Source organism: Rhodococcus sp. OS5 (genome assembly GCF_056837585.1).
This window is the reverse complement of sequence record NZ_CM166368.1, coordinates 2,623,272-2,638,995: the sequence shown is the minus strand read 5'-3', so window position 1 is coordinate 2,638,995 and position 15,724 is coordinate 2,623,272. Positions and strand designations below refer to the sequence as shown.

Sequence of the window (15,724 nt, the reverse complement as noted above, 5' to 3'; positions counted from 1 at the left end):
GCAAGTTTAGCCGGGCGATCGCCGCACTACCGCGCGGCAACCGTCACCCTTCTCACACGGTCAGAAGATCTTGATCGGATTGACGATGTCAGCCGTGAGTGTCAGCAACATGAACGCGCCACCGATCACGATGAATACGTAAGTAATCGGAAGGAGTCGCGTGTAGTCGACCGGGCCGCCGGGAATCAAGCCTCGGCGGGCGCGGAACCAATCACGGATCTTCTCGTAGAAGACCACCGCGATGTGACCGCCGTCGAGCGGCAACAGCGGCAGGATGTTGAAAACACCGAGGAAGAAGTTGATCGATGCGAGCAGTCCGACGAACATCGGCCACTCGGCTCGATCTGCGGCCTCGCCACCGATCACGCTGGCACCGACCACGCTGATCGGTGTGTCCTGGGCGCGTTCGCCGCCCGTGATCGACTCCCACAGAGCCCCCACCTTCGACGGAATGTCAGCCAACGCCTTCACCGAGTCGACCATGATCTGGCCGGTGTAGTCGAAGGCTGCCGGAACAGCCGTGAGAGCGTTGTACTCGACCAGCGCCGAGCCCGGTCCACCGATTCCGACAGCGGATACTTCCTGCTTCACGGGAACGCCACTGGCCGAGTTCACATATCGCTGGACTCGTTCGGGCACGACCGTGATCGACAAGGCCTCTCCGTCGCGATCAACCGACAACACGATCGGACCATCCACACCTCGAATAGCTGCTGCCACCTCAGGGAAGGTGCTCGTCGACTTTCCGTCGACTGCGGTGATCCGATCTCCCGATTGCAGGCCCGCATCTCCCGCGGGGCCCCCACCCGAGCACTCTGTCAGCTCGAAGTTGCCGTCCTGGCCCAGCTGATCGGGGGCCACACACGTGACCTCTTGGACCACTGGCTGAGCGGGCTCAGTTCGGCCCCAGCCGAGAAGCAATGCGTAGATCAGGAGGAACCCGAGAATGAAGTTCATCGCGATACCGCCGGACATGACGACGACGCGCTTCCACGCCGCCTTCTTGTACATCGCGTGCGGCTCTTCTTCAGGCGTCATCTCGTCGAGGGCCGTCATGCCCGCGATGTCGCAGAATCCGCCCAGCGGCAGCGCCTTGAGGCCGTACTCGGTCTCACCTCGACGGAACGAGAAGATCTTCGGTCCGAAGCCGATGTAGTAGCGGCGAACCTTCATTCCCAAAGCCTTGGCCGTCCACATGTGACCGGCTTCGTGCAGGGCGATGGACACGCCGATGCCGAGGGCAAACAGCACTACGCCCAGTGCAAAAACCATGAAAGCTCTAGCCCTCCTGCTTCACGAGCTGACGCGCTCGTGTGCGTGCCCAGCCGTCTGCGGCCAGAACGTCGTCCACGGTAACCGGTTCTGCGGACCATTGACCTGCATCGTCGAGAACAGCAGCCACCGTGCGGACGATCGCCGGGAAGGAAATGACACCGTCGAGGAATGCCTGAGCCGCCACTTCGTTGGCCGCGTTGTAGATCGCGGTGAAGCAACCTCCGGATTTTCCTGCGCTTCGCGCCAGATCGACGGCGGGGAACACCAACGAATCGAGCGGCTCGAATTCCCAGGTGGAGGCGGTGGTGAAGTCGCATGCCGACGCCGTACCTTCGATGCGGTCCGGCCAGCCGAGAGCGAGAGCGATCGGGAGCTTCATGTCCGGTGGACTCGCCTGTGCCAGCGTCGATCCGTCGAAGAAGGTCACCATGGAGTGCACGATCGATTGCGGATGCACGGTGACGTCGATGCGGTCGTAGTCGATCCCGAACAGCAGGTTCGTCTCGATCAACTCGAGGCCCTTGTTGACCAGAGTTGCCGAGTTGAGGGTGTTCATGGGGCCCATCGACCAGGTGGGGTGCGCTTTTGCCTGAGCCGGATTCACACTTTCGAGCTCCTCGGCGCTCCAGCCACGGAACGGCCCACCCGAAGCGGTGAGAACCAACCGGGCCACCTCGTCGCCTGTTCCACCACGTAGGCACTGGGCAAGCGCCGAATGCTCCGAGTCGACCGGCACGATCTGACCGGGGGCGGCGGCTTTCGTCACCAGCGCTCCGCCGGCGACAAGCGATTCCTTGTTCGCCAGCGCCAGGCGCGCTCCCGAGTTCAAAGCCGCCAGTGTCGGTTCGAGTCCCAACGAACCGACGAGCGCATTGAGGACAACATCGGCACCGCTGTCCCGAACCAGTTCTGTCACGGCGCTCGGTCCCGAACGGGCGGTTACCGATTCCAGCGCCGATGCCGCTGCAGGATCGGCGACGGCGACGTCCGTGACGCCGGTTGCACGAATCTGTTCGGCCAACAACTCGACGTTGTTGCCGCCCGCTGCAAGACCGACTACTTCGAAACGGTCGGGGTTGGCAGCGATGACCTCCAGCGCTTGGGTACCGATCGAACCGGTACTGCCGAGGAGGAGGACGCGGGTACGTGTGGTTTCCTGCACTCGCCCATTGTTCCTGATAACACCTGAGAACAACCTTATCGACGCCCAACTACGTACGACAGGCAGTCGTATGTCACCATATTGGGCAGTAGTGCAACCGAATGAGCAGGAGGATCGACCGTGGCCGATACCCAGTTGGACGTCAAGTCCAGCGCCCCCGTCGTGGTCTCGCACGTCGATGAGGCCGAGGTTCCCTCTGCCGCATGGGGGTGGAGTGGTGAAGGACTCAAGTTTTTCCGTTTCCTCGGATGGTTCTTCGCAATATTCCTGCTTCTGATGATGATCGGAAACCATCACGGCAAGGTCGAGGATCTGTGGCTCATCGGCACCGCCGGATTGATGATCTTCATTCTGGTCCGCGACATCGTCATCCGTCGCCGCCCGCGCTAGAAACCTGACAAAGAGAAGGCCTCCACGAACGAAAGTTCGTGGAGGCCTTCTCTTTACGTGTTTCAGGCCTGGAACGTTTCAGTTCTCGGCTGCCAGCTGGCCACAGGCTGCGGCGATTTCCTGACCGCGCGTATCGCGCACCGTGCACGAGACGCCCTGGGCGATGACCCGACGCACGAACTCGCGCTCGACGTCCTTGGGGCTCGCGTCCCACTCGCTGCCCGGAGTCGGGTTGAGCGGAATCAGGTTGACGTGCACCAACCCGCCGAGTGCTTTCTTCAGCTTCTTGCCCAGCATGTCCGCACGCCACGGCTGATCGTTGACGTTCTTGATCATCGCGTACTCGATTGACACACGGCGACCGGTCTTGTCTGCGTAGTACCGGGCAGCCTGAAGTACCTCCGACACTGACCAGCGATTGTTGACCGGGACAAGAGTGTCGCGCAGTTCGTCGTCCGGTGTGTGCAGCGATACCGCCAGCGTGACGCTCAGGCCTTCGTCAGCGAGCTTGCGGATCGCGGGAGCGAGGCCGACGGTCGAGACCGTGACGGACCGCTGAGACAGGCCGAGGCCGTCGGGTGCAGGCGAGGTGATCCGTCGTACCGCTGCCACCACACGCTTGTAGTTCGCCAAAGGCTCGCCCATACCCATGAACACGACGTTCGAGAGGCGTCCGGGGCCGCCGGCGACTTCACCGTCGCGCATGGCGGCCGCTGCCTCGCGAACCTGATCGACGATCTCGGCGGTCGAGAGGTTGCGGTCGAGGCCGCCCTGACCCGTCGCACAGAACGGGCAGGCCATTCCGCAGCCTGCCTGACTCGAGATGCAAAGTGTTGCCCGGTCGGGATAGCGCATCAAGACGCTTTCGAGCAGCGTTCCGTCATGTGCCTTCCACAGGGTCTTGCGAGTGTCGCCCGAATCGCACGCGAGGTGCTTGATCGGGGTCAACAAGGTCGGGAACAGCGACTCCCCAACCTTCTCGCGCACCGATGCGGGGAGATCGGTCATCTTCTCCGGATCGGCTTCCAGCCGCGCGTAGTACTGACGCGCCAGCTGATCGGCCCGGAAAGCCGGAAGGCCGAGCTCTTTCACCGCTTCTTTGCGCTCGGCGGAATCGAGATCGGCGAGGTGCCGTGGAGGCATTCCGCGCTTGGGTGCAGTGAAAACGAGGGGAAGAGAGGCAGCCATAGTTACACCATTGTCCCATTGTTTTGGGGTGCTACCCCACTGCCACCCGATTGTGGCCGGATTACCCGTGCAACTTCGCGCAGGTTGAGTGATGATCATGTCATGTCAACCACACCAGAGGATCCGTCGAATTCCCCCGTGTACGGCCCAGCCGACGGTTTCGGCCCCGATCCGGAACTTCCGAAGGTGGACGAGAACAAGGCAGTGGAAAAACACGATCCGGAACCGACACCGACGCCTGAACCGGTGCCGACCGGAACGTCGGTCACCGACCGAACCAGAGCCGCCACGACCTGGGTTGGCCTGGTCATAGGTGCAATCGTGTTGATCTTACTGCTGGTGTTCATCCTGCAGAACCTCGAGAGCGTCTCCGTCAAGATCCTCGCCTGGCAGATCGACTTTCCGCTCGGAATCACGATCCTGCTTTCCGCCATCGCGGGCGCATTGATCATGGCGTTGGCAGGCGGCGTTCGCATCATTCAGATCCGGCGCGCAGCGAAGCGGCAGATGTGACTGAAATCTAGTTACGCAATTGGGTCGATCGATGGGCCAGCAGGCATCATTGATGTCGTGGAAATCACCGGAAAGGCCCTGATGTGACTACTCACATGGAGAGACCTGTGACCTCGCGAATTGCCCCGCAGCAGGCAAGATCCTGGCTCCTCGTCCCCGCGTCCAAACCGGACACCTTCGACGCCGCACTCGCGAGTGCGGCCGACGCCGTCATTCTCGACCTCGAGGATGCCGTCACCGCACCCAACAAACCAGCTGCCCGCCGCGATGTCGCCGCATTCCTGAGCGAACACAATCACGCCTGGGTTCGGATCAACGACGCCACGACACCGTTCTGGGAAGAGGATCTGGCCGTACTCGCGGGCCTCCCCGGACTCGAGGGTGTCATGCTCGCAAAGACCGAAAGCGGTCAGCAGGCCGACGCCACGGCCGAGCGACTTCCCGACGGCACCAAGATTCTTGCTCTCGTCGAATCCGCGGTGGGACTCGAGGCTGCGCCCGAGATCGCACGCACTGACGGCATCTTCCGTCTCGCATTCGGCAGCGGCGACTTCCGGCGCGACACTGGGATGGACGACTCCCCCACGTCGATGTCGTACCCGCGTTCGCGGCTCACCATCGCCAGCCGCGCGGCACGCATCGCTCCGCCGATCGACGGTCCCACGCTCGGCCCCGATCTGGATCTGCTCGCCCGAGACTGTGCGATCACCTTGTCACTCGGCATGGCCGGCAAACTCTGCATGACCACCGCGCAGACTGCCCCCGTCAACGCAGGACTGAGTCCCTCTGTAGCCGACGCGATCTGGGCTCAGAATGTCATCGACGATCTCGGCGAAGACGGCTCACGCGTGCGCGACGGCAGCGACTTGCCCAAGCTCGCCAAGGCGAAGAAGATTCACAAGCTCGCCACCCTGTTCCACATCCCCACCGATCACTGATTTTTTTACTACTGAATCGGTGCAGAAAACGTCAGGCGCTCAAGTCGGAGCGCCTGACGTTCGTCTTTTGAGCCCGCCTTCACGCAAGTTCGAGTGATCGTGGTTTGGACCGAACATGGATCCGGTATCGCACCGTGAAGCCCAATCCCGTTACTTGCGAGAACGCACGCTCGGCAGTCTTCTCGGTGAACTCGATTCCGAGTACCCGCCGCATATCGTCTCGATTCTCGAACTCCCACCGGGTCTCGACGCGCGTGAGCGAGAATCCTTGAGCCTCGAAGAACGCTTCGACCGCCGCGGGATCGTATTTGGGCAGATCCGCCCTCATCCACTCCCCGTACGGGCCGGCGCTCACATCGAGATCCACGATCAGCAAGACTCCCCCGGGCCTCAGGATGCGCATGGCCTCACGAATTCCCGGGCCGCAGCCTTTTCCGAAGAAGTACGCCGTACGGGCATGAACGAGATCGACTGAAGCATCCACCAGACCCGTGGACTCTGCTGAACCCTGGACTACGTCGATCGACGCCGAATCGCGGGTTCGTTCCCGCGCGGCCCTCACCAGCGGTGCGTGCGGCTCCACTCCGACAACACGACGGGCAGTACGAGCGAACTCCGGTAGATGGAACCCCGCCCCACAGCCGACATCGACGACATCGCGTCCAGACCAGTCGACCTGGGCTCGCATCGCGGCCCAGAGGGAACCGTCGACGTCCTGCGCGCGGTTCTCGATTTCGTACACGTCCGGCCAATGCCAGATGTTCGGGCTGGGGATCGGCTTGGAACGGCCGGAGAAGAAATCACGCACGAGAAATCAGACGAGTGCGTACAGAATCAGCCAGGTGACAAATGCCGACGGCAGGAGTGAATCCAGGCGGTCCATGATTCCGCCGTGGCCGGGAAGCAAGGTTCCCATGTCCTTGATGCCGAGTTCACGCTTGATCTGCGATTCGATCAGGTCGCCGACCGTCGCGACTACCACCAGGACGACACCGAGCAGGACGCCGATCATCGAATTCGCGTCGAGGATCAACGTCACCGAAAGCAAACTGCCGATGACGCAGAAAATGAGGGAGCCGACGAATCCCTCCCAGGACTTCTTCGGGCTCACAGCCGGCACCATCGGGTGCTTCCCGAACAGCACTCCAGCCGCGTAGCCGCCGATGTCGGAGCACACGACACCGATCATCAAGACGAAGACGCGACCGGGGCCGTCGTCTTCGAGCACCATCAACGCACCGAATGACGCCAACAGCGGGATCCACGCCAGAACGAACACCGTGATGGAGGTGTCTCGCAGGAAGTTCTTCGGGGTCGCCTTGAGCCCGTGGTCGAACAACCGCCACACCATGCACACCAGAACGGTCGCGGTGAATCCGCTGAGCACCCCGACCGGTCCCCACGGCCAGCCGAGCCAGATCGTGGCTTGCCCGCCGACGAGAAGCGGAATTCGCGGCACCTCGATGTCGGCTTCACGAAGCCGCGTGGTGACCTCCCACGTCGCGATGAACATCGCGATCGCGACGACAGCGATCCATCCCGGGGGCAGGAAGATCAAAGTGCCGATGACCAAGGCGCCGAGGCCAGCTCCGACGCCGATGGCGGCAGGTAGGTTCCTGCCCGCCTTCGACTTCGGCGGTTGCGCGCCCTCAGCGCCGCCCGTAGGCCCGTCCGTGACGGGACCACCGGCGGTTCCCTCTTGTGCGTGCACCCAAACTCCCTGATCTACTCCCGACGACAAACACTGCAAATGAGGAGGCTATACCTCCATCAACTCTGCTTCCTTGTGCTTGACGAGTTCCTCGACCGTGTGCACGTACTTCGCCGTGGTCTTGTCGAGTTCTTTCTCTGCGCGACCGACCTCGTCCTCGCCGGCTTCACCGTCCTTCTGGATCCGGCTGAGTTCGTCCATCGCCTTGCGGCGGATGTTGCGCAGCGTGACCTTCGAATCCTCGCCCTTGGACTTGGCCTGCTTCACCAGTTCACGTCGACGCTCTTCCGTGAGCTGCGGAACCGAAATGCGGATGATGCTGCCGTCGTTGGACGGGTTCACACCGAGATCCGAGTTGCGGATCGCCGTCTCGATCGCGTTGAGCTGCGAGGCCTCGTACGGCTTGACGATGACCATGCGGGCCTCGGGGACGTTGATGCTCGCGAGCTGCGTGATCGGCGTGATCGAACCGTAGTAGTCGATCACGATGCGCGAGAACATACCGGGGTTCGCGCGTCCGGTGCGAACCGAGCCGAGATCGTCCTTGGCTACCGTGACAGCCTTTTCCATCTTCTCTTCTGCCTCGAAGAGCGCTTCATCGATCACGGCTGTTCCTCCATGTTGTTCTGCATCATTTTTTGGGTGTCACTCACGACTTGATCAGGGTGCCGATCTTCTCACCGGACACCGCGCGAGCGATGTTTCCTTCGGTGAGGAGGTTGAACACCATCATCGGCATCGAGTTGTCCATGCACAGGCTGAATGCCGTCGCGTCCGCGACCTTGAGCTCACGTTCGATGACCTCACGGTGCGTGATCTGTTCGTACATCGTCGCGTCCGGGTCGAGACGCGGGTCGGCCGAGTAGACGCCGTCGACAGCCTTGGCCATCAGCACTACCTCGGCACCGATCTCCAGCGCGCGCTGCGCAGCAGTGGTGTCAGTCGAGAAGTAGGGCATACCCATCCCGGCACCGAAGATGACTACGCGCCCCTTCTCGAGGTGCCTGCGTGCGCGAAGGGGGAGGTACGGCTCGGCGACCTGGCCCATGGTGATGGCCGTCTGCACGCGAGAATCGACGCCCGCCTTCTCCAGGAAATCCTGCAGAGCGAGGCAGTTCATGACGGTGCCTAGCATGCCCATGTAGTCGGAGCGCGCGCGATCGAGGCCACGCTGCTGCAGTTCCGCTCCGCGGAAGAAGTTTCCGCCGCCGATGACCACTGCAACCTGTACGCCCGATCGAACGACCTCTGCGATCTGCTCAGCCACCTTGGTGACCACGTCGGGATCGAGACCGACTTTGCCGCCTCCGAACATTTCGCCGCCGAGTTTGAGCAGGACCCGCTTGAATCCTGGACGTTCGTTGGCTGGTTCGGACATTGTTCTCCTCAGTTCGATACAAGACCTTGTAGGTCCTTCATTCTTCTTCTGCCGCCGAATCGGACACCGCGGCATAGGAAAGCCCCCGGGACTCGTCCCGAGGCACTCTCATCCTGCCTCATCGGAGGCCCCAGGTACACGTAGACCCCGCCGGTAGAGCAAATGCTCTTCAGGCGGGGTCCATGTGTGCGGGCTCCGAATTAAGCGGAGGCGCCGACCTCGAAACGCACGAAGCGCTTGATGGTCACGCCTGCATCGTCGAGGATCGCCTTGACGGTCTTCTTGGAGTCCGTGACCGAAGACTGCTCGGTCAGAACGACGTCCTTGAAGTAACCGTTGACGCGGCCTTCGATGATCTTCGGCAGTGCCTGCTCGGGCTTGCCTTCTGCGCGGGCGGTCTCTTCGGCGATGTGACGCTCGGAAGCGACGATCTCCTCGGGAACCTCGTCACGCGTGACGTACTTCGCCTTGAGTGCTGCGACCTGCATTGCAGCGCCGCGAGCGGCCTCAGCAGCAGCATCGCCTTCACCGGTGTACTCGACGAGAACGCCGACAGCGGGCGGCAAGTCGGAGCTGCGCTTGTGCAGGTAAACGGCAACGGGGCCGTCGAAGGAAGCGACGCGGCTCAGTTCGAGCTTCTCACCGATCTTCGCGGACTGCTCCGCAATGACGGTGTCGATGGTCTTGCCGTCGAGCTCGAGCGCCTTGAGAGCGTCGAGGTCAGCAGGCTTACCAGCAGCAGCGACGGTCACGATCTCGTCGGCCAGCTTGATGAACTCGTCGTTCTTGGCCACGAAGTCGGTCTCGCAGTTGATCTCGATCATGACGCCGTCCTTGGCGACGACGAGACCCTCAGCGGTGGTGCGCTCTGCGCGCTTTCCGACATCCTTCGCGCCCTTGATGCGCAGCTGCTCGACGGCCTTGTCGAAATCGCCGTCTGCATCTGCGAGTGCGTTCTTACATGCCATCATTCCGGAGCCGGTGAGCTCACGGAGCCGCTTGACGTCAGCGGCGGTGTAGTTCGCCATGATTAGCGAGCCTCCTCATGTGTCTGTTTCGGACCTAGGACTAACGGTGAAGCACGGCCTAACGGTGAAGCACGGCCTGACGGTGGTGCTCGGGCCTAACGGTGAAACGGCCCTGACCAAAAGAACTCTTGGTCAGGGCCGGTTTCAACGAATCAGGCCTCGGTGGCCGGTGCCTCTGCGGCGGGGGCTGCCTCAGCCTCTGCAGCCGGAGCTGCCTCAGCCTCTGCGGCCGGAGCTGCCTGCGAGAGCAGTTCCTGCTCCCACTCGGCGAGGGGCTCGCCTGCGCCGGCTTCGGGCTTCGCGTCCTTGTCGGCGCTCAGTCCTGCACGTGCCTGCACACCTTCGGCAACCGCGGAAGCGACAACCTTGGTCAGCAGTGCTGCGGAACGGATGGCGTCGTCGTTGCCCGGGATCGGGTAGTCGACGAGGTCGGGGTCGCAGTTGGTGTCCAGGATCGCGATGACCGGGATGTTCAGCTTGCGAGCCTCGGCAACTGCCAGGTGCTCCTTGTTGGTGTCGACGATCCACACCGCGGAAGGAACCTTGGCCATGTCGCGGATACCACCGAGGGTGCGATCCAGCTTGGTCATCTCACGCGTGAGCATGAGGATTTCCTTCTTGGTGCGACCTTCGAATCCACCGGTCTGCTCCATTGCCTCGAGCTCCTTGAGGCGAAGCAGACGCTTGTGAACGGTGGTGAAGTTGGTGAGCATGCCGCCGAGCCAACGCTGGTTGACGTAGGGCATTCCGACGCGAGTCGCTTCGGAAGCGATGGACTCCTGCGCCTGCTTCTTGGTACCGACGAAGAGAACGGTGCCGCCGTGGGCAACGGTCTCCTTGACGAACTCGTACGCCTTGTCGATGTACGTCAGCGTCTGCTGGAGGTCGATGATGTAGATGCCGTTGCGGTCGGTCAAGATGAATCGCTTCATCTTCGGGTTCCAGCGACGGGTCTGATGTCCGAAGTGGGTTCCACTATCGAGCATCTGCTTCATGGTTACGACAGCCATGGCTGTGTACCTCAAACTTTCAATCCGGTTGATGCAGGCGATCGGGTGATCCCTGCCCTGGCACCCGCACGGCCGTCGGACCTGTTTCGTGAGAACCAGGACCAGCCGAGGCCGGAAAACGTGCGCGGGCGCGCGAAGTCGGACTGTGCGAGCACAGACCGCTCGACAAGTGTACGTCCTCGTCCCCCGATGCCATAACCACCCCGGAAGCAACAGACCGAACCGGCGGTTGTGGATCGGTGGCTACCTTGTGGATTACCCGTCTGATCTGCATTGAAGCGTGCGCTACTCCACGCAAGATCAAGGAATGACGATGTTGCGCGGAGCTCGACGAGGCGTGGTCTTTGCCGTGATCTCCTGCTGTGTCGCCGTAGGCACGGCGTCAGCAGACACGCGATTCGACTGGCCGCTCGCTCCTCGGCCGCACGTGGAACGCGCTTTCGACAAACCGGCCGAGAACTGGCTGCCGGGTCATCGCGGGGTCGATCTCGGCGGCAGCGCCGGCCAATCCGTCCTCGCGGCCGGCGACGGCATCGTGGTGTTCGCGGGAGTGGTCGCCGGAAAGCCGACGGTGTCGATCGATCATTCCGGCGGCCTACGCACGACCTACGAACCCGTCACCGCAGTCGTTCGCACAGGTGAACGCGTCGCAGCCAGGTCAGTGATCGGAACCCTTGAAACCGGGCACGAAGGGTGCGCTGTCGAAGCATGTTTGCACTGGGGCTTGCGCAGAGGACGCGAGTATCTCGATCCACTCGGACTGGTTCGGTCGCAACCGCTCAGGCTCAAGCCATTGAAAGGAGGCTGATCGGTCGCAGAAATCGGTCGCAGAATCAGTGCCACTCGGAGACGGCGTGCCGACCCACAGCGTCCGCGAAGTCGTCGGCCACCATCGCTGCCAGTTCCATGAACGCTCGTCTGGTGGCCGGTCGCATCAATTCGAGGTCCATCACCGACCCCTCCGCGAGATGCTCGTCGAAAGGAATGACCTCGACGGCGCGGCATCGACGCATGAAATAGTCCACCAACGCGTCCATGTCGATGACGCTCGACCCTGGTCGGGCGGCGCTGATGACGACGACGGTCCGCTCGACCAGATGGCCGTATCCGTGCAACTGAAGCCAATCGAGCGTTGCCGCCGCACTGCGCGCTCCGTCGATTGCCGGCGAACTGACCAGAACCAACGAATTGGCAAGATCGAGAACGCCGTTCATCGCCGAGTGCATGATCCCGGTACCGCAATCAGTGAGGATGATGTTGTAGTAGACCTGCAAGATGTCGATGACCTGGCGATAGTCGGCCTCGCTGAATGCCTCCGAAATCGCCGGATCCTGCTCACTCGCCAGCACCTCGAGACGACTCGACGACTGGGATGTGTGCACTCGAACGTCCGAATAGCTCTTTATGTCCGGTCTAGCAGCAATCAGATCGCGCACTGTCGAATTGGTCTGCAGCGGAACACGTTGTGCCAAGGTCCCGAAATCGGGATTGGCGTCAACCGCCACGACGCAGTCACCACGCAGCGAAGCAAACGTCGCACCGAGTCCGACCGTGACCGTCGTCTTGCCCACTCCCCCTTTGAGCGAGAGCAGAGCGACTCGGTAGTCGTTGCGGATCGGCTGCTCGATTCGGGCGGCCAGTGCACGGTTGCGCTGTTCGTTGGTCGAATCCCCCAGATTGACCACACCTCCGGTCGCACGATGCAATCCCCTACGCCAGCCGCCACGCGGCGTCCGTTTCGGGCGTTTCAGTAAAGCTTCGGCAACCAGATCCTGGTTTGTCACCTGCTGTTGGCTCGACGGTGGCGGTGGCGTGGACCAGACCTCTTGCAGTCGCGCCACAGGCTCCGGCGTCGGCGCCGGCTCGGGAGCCGGTTGCGGCGATTCGGACAGCCAGGCTGGTTGGCCGCTGTTCGGCAGGTGCTTCACATCTTGGCGGTTCACGAATCCCCCGGATATCGCATGTAATCGAGTGTCTCGATACGACGATCGAACTTTGCCGATTGTTCACTCTTCTGAGCTGCGACGCTACCAAATACCAGCCGAGAACTCGCGTCGCTCCACAAATCAGGCGCGCGGATGGGCCTGATCGTGGACGGATCGAAGCCGTTCGACCGACACGTGCGTGTACAGCTGAGTGGTCGCCAAACTCGCATGACCGAGGAGTTCTTGGACCACACGAAGGTCCGCACCACCCTCCAGCAAATGTGTCGCAGCCGAGTGCCGAAGCCCGTGCGGACCCATGTCGGGAGCCCCTGGAATTGCAGCCATGGTTTCGTGGACCACCGAACGCGCCTGACGCTGATCGAGCCGGCCGCCTCGAACTCCGAGGAGCAACGCTCGCCCGGACCGATCCGAACACAGCGCGGGTCGTCCGTGCTCCAGCCAGCCGTTCAGTGCCGATTCTGCGGGCAGGCCGTATGGCACCGACCGCTCCTTGTTCCCCTTGCCGAGAACACGAAGCAATCGTCGATCGGCATCGACCGACTCGACGTCCAGTCCACACAACTCGCCGACGCGAATTCCGGTGGAGTACAACAATTCCACGATGAGTCGGTCTCGCAGGGCGAGCGGCTCTTGTTGCTGCGCACCGCTTTCCGCCGCATCCATTGCGTCGAGGGCCTGGCTCTGACGCAGCACCGTCGGCAGCGTCCGGCGAGCGGGTGGAGCCGCCAGACGTGTGCCCGGGTCGACGGAAATGCGTCCGGTCTGCGCGAGCCACGCAGTGAACCCACGCGCCGAAGAAGCCCGTCGAGCTACCGTCGTACGGGCTGTTCCTACGGCATTCTGGGCGGCCAACCACGAACGCATGACACTTAGGTCGAGGCGGTCGAGATCTGCATTCTCCGAACCCGCGGAGAAATGGGTCAGCAATGCCCGCGCGTCACCGACGTAGGCGCGGATCGTGTGTTCCGACCGGCCTCGGCTCAGTCGGAGGTGCTCGGCATACGCATCGAGGTGAACGCTCAAGCTCGCCGGCAATGCGTCAGTCATGAACACACGCTCGCTCGCCGCGATTGAAACTGCAAGCTCCCTCGCCGATAGGGTTGATCGGTGAATCGAGCAATTCCTGTGAAGATATTGTGCGTACTGGCACTGATTTCCGCAATCGCTCCACTGTCCATCGATATGTACCTGCCCGGCCTACCGTTGATGGCGGATGCACTCGACACTACTGCGGCCAGCGTTCAGCTCACGCTGACCACCTTCATGGCAGGCCTCGGAATCGGCCAGCTGATCATCGGTCCGATCTCCGACGGACTTGGCAGGCGACGAATACTGCTGGCCGCGACAATCATCACGGCACTGAGCGGCGCGGCATGCGCGGTGGCGCCGAACATCGAGTTTCTCATCGGTGCACGACTCGTCCAGGGCTTGAGTGGAGGCGCTGCCATCGTTCTTGCCCGCGCTTGTATTGCCGACCGAGCGCGCGGCGACGACGCAGCGAAGCTCTTCAGCATCATGATGATCATCGGCGGTATCGCTCCCGTGGTCGCGCCACTGATCGGCGGCGCACTTCTCGGCCCCGTCGGGTGGCGCGGGATCTTCTGGGTCCTGGCGGTCGCGGGCGCTGTAATGGTGGCTGGTGTCGTTTTGCTCGTTCCCGAGACACTTCCGCCCGAGCGACGCCACGGCGGCGGATTGAAGGCCCTGATCTCGAATCTGCGATACGTGGTCCGCAATCGGCACTACCTCGGATATGCGCTCGCATTCGTCTTCGGATTCGGCGCCTTGTTCGCGTACATCTCCGCGTCACCGTTCGTCGTTCAGAACGTTCTCGGGCTGAGTCCGTCACAATTCTCGATCGCGTTCGCAGTGAACGCCACCGGAATGGTCACGGCAGCGATGATCACCACTCGCCTGCTCGGTCGCGTCGGAGCACGCACGCTGCTGCGTTTCGGGGTGTGCCTACTCCTCATGGGCGGCGCCGTATTGTTCTGCACCAGCGTGGTTTTCAGTTCCACGAATACCTGGTTGATCTTGGTCCCACTGTTCGTGGCAATTTCGAGCATCGGGTTCATCATGGGCAATGCGACCGCTCTCGCCCAAGGAGAGGTCACCAACGCGGCCGGGACCGGTTCAGCGCTGATGGGAGCGGGCCAGTTCGGCTTGGCGGCGCTGGTTTCGCCGTTGGTGGGAATTGCGGGAGAAGACACGGCAGTTCCGATGGCAATCGCAATTCCCACCTTCGGAGTTCTCGCGGCCGTTGCGCTCGTGTTGCTGACTCGCGGCACGGCCGCCGCGAGTTAGTTTTCGGCCGCGGCGAGTTCGGACTTCCAGACCCGGAAGCCCTCTTCGGTGCGACCACGACGCCAATAGCCGGAAATAGAAGCAGCCGACGCCGGGACATTTCGTTCCTTGCGAATGTACGGTCGGAGGTTGTGCATGACGGCTTGTGCTTCACCGTGAATGAACACGTGCGGTTCGCCCGGCAACCATTCGAGTGCCTTGACCTCGGCGACAACCGGAGCGTTGTCGCCCGCTAATTCTTCGCCGACCGCATCGGACGATGCCCCGCGATGTAGCCAGGTCACGGCAATACCTTCTGGGGCATCGAGCGCGATTTCGTCTTCCGGTCCCCCGACTTCGACAACGGCGTAGCCGACCGCATTCGGCGCCAATCGCGCTATCGACGCGGAAATAGCGGGTATTGCGGTCTCGTCTCCGACGAAGAGATACCAATCAGCGGTTGGTGACGGCAAAAACGCGCCACCAGGTCCCCGCAGAGTAATCTCAGCGCCCGGCTGAACTGACGCGGCCCACGGACCTGCGACACCCATGTCGCCGTGGACGACAAAATCGATTGCAATCTCTTTGGCATCAAGATCGTACGAACGAATCGTGTAGGTGCGCAGTGTCGGCTGATCAGGAGTGCCGAATTCGATCTTTACATAGGAATCGCTGTATTCGCTGGGAGTGAACGACTCGAAGCCTGGTCCCCCGAGAAACACTCGTACCATATGGGGGGTCAATTGTTCGGTCCGCAGAACCGTCAATGCAGTTGTCGGCTTGGCCACAGAAAGATCCTTCCGAAAGTTAGTGTTACCTAACTAATGTACACGACAATTGCAGCACGAGGGCGAAATACCTCGCCGGCGACTCCACACAGCGCTCTGTCGACCTTTGTACAG

The 15,724-nt window shown here is 62.0% G+C and carries 17 protein-coding genes; 5 read left to right on the top strand and 12 right to left on the bottom strand.

Going from position 1 to position 15,724, the window contains the following annotated elements; genetic code table 11:
- Positions 1–60 precede the first annotated feature (60 nt).
- On the bottom strand, positions 61–1,272 hold the full coding sequence (locus ACVZUB_RS12475) for a M50 family metallopeptidase (protein WP_030535658.1): 1,212 nt from the start codon (positions 1,270–1,272) through the stop codon (positions 61–63).
- A gap of 7 nt (positions 1,273–1,279) precedes the next feature.
- Positions 1,280–2,437 carry a 1-deoxy-D-xylulose-5-phosphate reductoisomerase gene (gene dxr, locus ACVZUB_RS12470; RefSeq protein WP_063316575.1) on the bottom strand — a complete coding sequence of 386 codons (1,158 nt, stop codon included), beginning with the start codon at positions 2,435–2,437 and terminating at the stop codon, positions 1,280–1,282.
- 120 nt (positions 2,438–2,557) lie between these two features.
- On the opposite strand from dxr, the gene ACVZUB_RS12465 reads away from it, so the two are divergent.
- Positions 2,558–2,827 carry a DUF2631 domain-containing protein gene (locus tag ACVZUB_RS12465; protein ID WP_003942762.1) on the top strand — a complete coding sequence of 90 codons (270 nt, stop codon included), beginning with the start codon at positions 2,558–2,560 and terminating at the stop codon, positions 2,825–2,827.
- Positions 2,828–2,905: 78 nt separating this feature from the next.
- Here ACVZUB_RS12465 and rlmN read toward each other — a convergent pair whose 3' ends face one another.
- The gene (gene rlmN / locus ACVZUB_RS12460) at positions 2,906–4,015 is read right to left on the bottom strand and encodes a dual-specificity RNA methyltransferase RlmN (protein ID WP_003942816.1); all 1,110 of its coding nucleotides are present in this window, start codon (positions 4,013–4,015) and stop codon (positions 2,906–2,908) included.
- Positions 4,016–4,117: 102 nt separating this feature from the next.
- On the opposite strand from rlmN, the gene ACVZUB_RS12455 reads away from it, so the two are divergent.
- Positions 4,118–4,528 carry a LapA family protein gene (locus ACVZUB_RS12455; RefSeq protein WP_073512295.1) on the top strand — a complete coding sequence of 137 codons (411 nt, stop codon included), beginning with the start codon at positions 4,118–4,120 and terminating at the stop codon, positions 4,526–4,528.
- A gap of 95 nt (positions 4,529–4,623) precedes the next feature.
- Complete coding sequence (locus ACVZUB_RS12450; RefSeq protein ID WP_030535660.1) at positions 4,624–5,466, top strand: HpcH/HpaI aldolase/citrate lyase family protein; 843 nt, start codon at positions 4,624–4,626, stop codon at positions 5,464–5,466.
- 79 nt (positions 5,467–5,545) lie between these two features.
- Here ACVZUB_RS12450 and ACVZUB_RS12445 read toward each other — a convergent pair whose 3' ends face one another.
- The 6 genes from ACVZUB_RS12445 to rpsB form a co-directional block, all read right to left on the bottom strand.
- Complete coding sequence (locus ACVZUB_RS12445) at positions 5,546–6,274, bottom strand: class I SAM-dependent methyltransferase (protein ID WP_054827408.1); 729 nt, start codon at positions 6,272–6,274, stop codon at positions 5,546–5,548.
- A gap of 6 nt (positions 6,275–6,280) precedes the next feature.
- A complete protein-coding gene (locus tag ACVZUB_RS12440) occupies positions 6,281–7,177 on the bottom strand; it encodes a phosphatidate cytidylyltransferase (protein ID WP_003942673.1) in 897 nt (298 codons plus the stop codon).
- Between the two features lie 48 nt (positions 7,178–7,225).
- On the bottom strand, positions 7,226–7,783 hold the full coding sequence (frr, locus tag ACVZUB_RS12435; protein ID WP_042924420.1) for a ribosome recycling factor: 558 nt from the start codon (positions 7,781–7,783) through the stop codon (positions 7,226–7,228).
- A 43-nt stretch (positions 7,784–7,826) separates the two neighbouring features.
- Positions 7,827–8,555: a UMP kinase gene (gene pyrH / locus ACVZUB_RS12430; RefSeq protein WP_003942722.1), complete on the bottom strand. Its 729-nt coding sequence runs from the start codon at positions 8,553–8,555 to the stop codon at positions 7,827–7,829.
- Positions 8,556–8,755: 200 nt separating this feature from the next.
- Positions 8,756–9,583: a translation elongation factor Ts gene (gene tsf / locus ACVZUB_RS12425; protein WP_054781688.1), complete on the bottom strand. Its 828-nt coding sequence runs from the start codon at positions 9,581–9,583 to the stop codon at positions 8,756–8,758.
- 152 nt (positions 9,584–9,735) lie between these two features.
- Positions 9,736–10,593 (bottom strand): 30S ribosomal protein S2, encoded by an 858-nt coding sequence (gene rpsB / locus ACVZUB_RS12420; RefSeq protein ID WP_003942709.1) that lies wholly within the window; start codon positions 10,591–10,593, stop codon positions 9,736–9,738.
- A 313-nt stretch (positions 10,594–10,906) separates the two neighbouring features.
- Between rpsB and ACVZUB_RS12415 the strand changes: the two genes are divergently transcribed.
- The gene (locus ACVZUB_RS12415) at positions 10,907–11,401 is read left to right on the top strand and encodes a M23 family metallopeptidase (protein WP_231915103.1); all 495 of its coding nucleotides are present in this window, start codon (positions 10,907–10,909) and stop codon (positions 11,399–11,401) included.
- A gap of 25 nt (positions 11,402–11,426) precedes the next feature.
- On the opposite strand, the gene ACVZUB_RS12410 is transcribed toward ACVZUB_RS12415, so the two are convergent.
- Together ACVZUB_RS12410 and ACVZUB_RS12405 are read right to left on the bottom strand one after the other, a co-directional pair.
- Positions 11,427–12,536, bottom strand: coding sequence for a MinD/ParA family ATP-binding protein (locus ACVZUB_RS12410; protein ID WP_003942711.1), 1,110 nt, complete (start codon positions 12,534–12,536; stop codon positions 11,427–11,429).
- A gap of 123 nt (positions 12,537–12,659) precedes the next feature.
- Positions 12,660–13,586 carry a tyrosine recombinase XerC gene (locus ACVZUB_RS12405; RefSeq protein WP_003942767.1) on the bottom strand — a complete coding sequence of 309 codons (927 nt, stop codon included), beginning with the start codon at positions 13,584–13,586 and terminating at the stop codon, positions 12,660–12,662.
- Between the two features lie 84 nt (positions 13,587–13,670).
- Between ACVZUB_RS12405 and ACVZUB_RS12400 the strand changes: the two genes are divergently transcribed.
- Positions 13,671–14,843 (top strand): multidrug effflux MFS transporter, encoded by a 1,173-nt coding sequence (locus ACVZUB_RS12400; RefSeq protein WP_007734871.1) that lies wholly within the window; start codon positions 13,671–13,673, stop codon positions 14,841–14,843.
- On the opposite strand, the gene ACVZUB_RS12395 is transcribed toward ACVZUB_RS12400, so the two are convergent.
- Complete coding sequence (locus ACVZUB_RS12395) at positions 14,840–15,610, bottom strand: siderophore-interacting protein (RefSeq protein ID WP_063316578.1); 771 nt, start codon at positions 15,608–15,610, stop codon at positions 14,840–14,842. The two genes, ACVZUB_RS12400 and ACVZUB_RS12395, sit on opposite strands and share 4 nt — an antisense overlap.
- Between the last annotated feature and the right edge of the window lie 114 nt (positions 15,611–15,724).

Excerpts from the sequence above, each read along its gene's own strand:
- ACVZUB_RS12455 (WP_073512295.1), top strand. The coding sequence starts at position 4,118 with ATGTCAACCACACCAGAGGATCCGTCGAATTCCCCCGTGTACGGCCCA.
- ACVZUB_RS12405 (WP_003942767.1), bottom strand. The coding sequence starts at position 13,586 with ATGACTGACGCATTGCCGGCGAGCTTGAGCGTTCACCTCGATGCGTAT.
- ACVZUB_RS12415 (WP_231915103.1), top strand. The coding sequence starts at position 10,907 with ATGTTGCGCGGAGCTCGACGAGGCGTGGTCTTTGCCGTGATCTCCTGC.
- ACVZUB_RS12450 (WP_030535660.1), top strand. The coding sequence starts at position 4,624 with ATGGAGAGACCTGTGACCTCGCGAATTGCCCCGCAGCAGGCAAGATCC.
- ACVZUB_RS12475 (WP_030535658.1), bottom strand. The coding sequence starts at position 1,272 with ATGGTTTTTGCACTGGGCGTAGTGCTGTTTGCCCTCGGCATCGGCGTG.
- rpsB (WP_003942709.1), bottom strand. The coding sequence starts at position 10,593 with ATGGCTGTCGTAACCATGAAGCAGATGCTCGATAGTGGAACCCACTTC.
- pyrH (WP_003942722.1), bottom strand. The coding sequence starts at position 8,555 with ATGTCCGAACCAGCCAACGAACGTCCAGGATTCAAGCGGGTCCTGCTC.
- rlmN (WP_003942816.1), bottom strand. The coding sequence starts at position 4,015 with ATGGCTGCCTCTCTTCCCCTCGTTTTCACTGCACCCAAGCGCGGAATG.
- tsf (WP_054781688.1), bottom strand. The coding sequence starts at position 9,583 with ATGGCGAACTACACCGCCGCTGACGTCAAGCGGCTCCGTGAGCTCACC.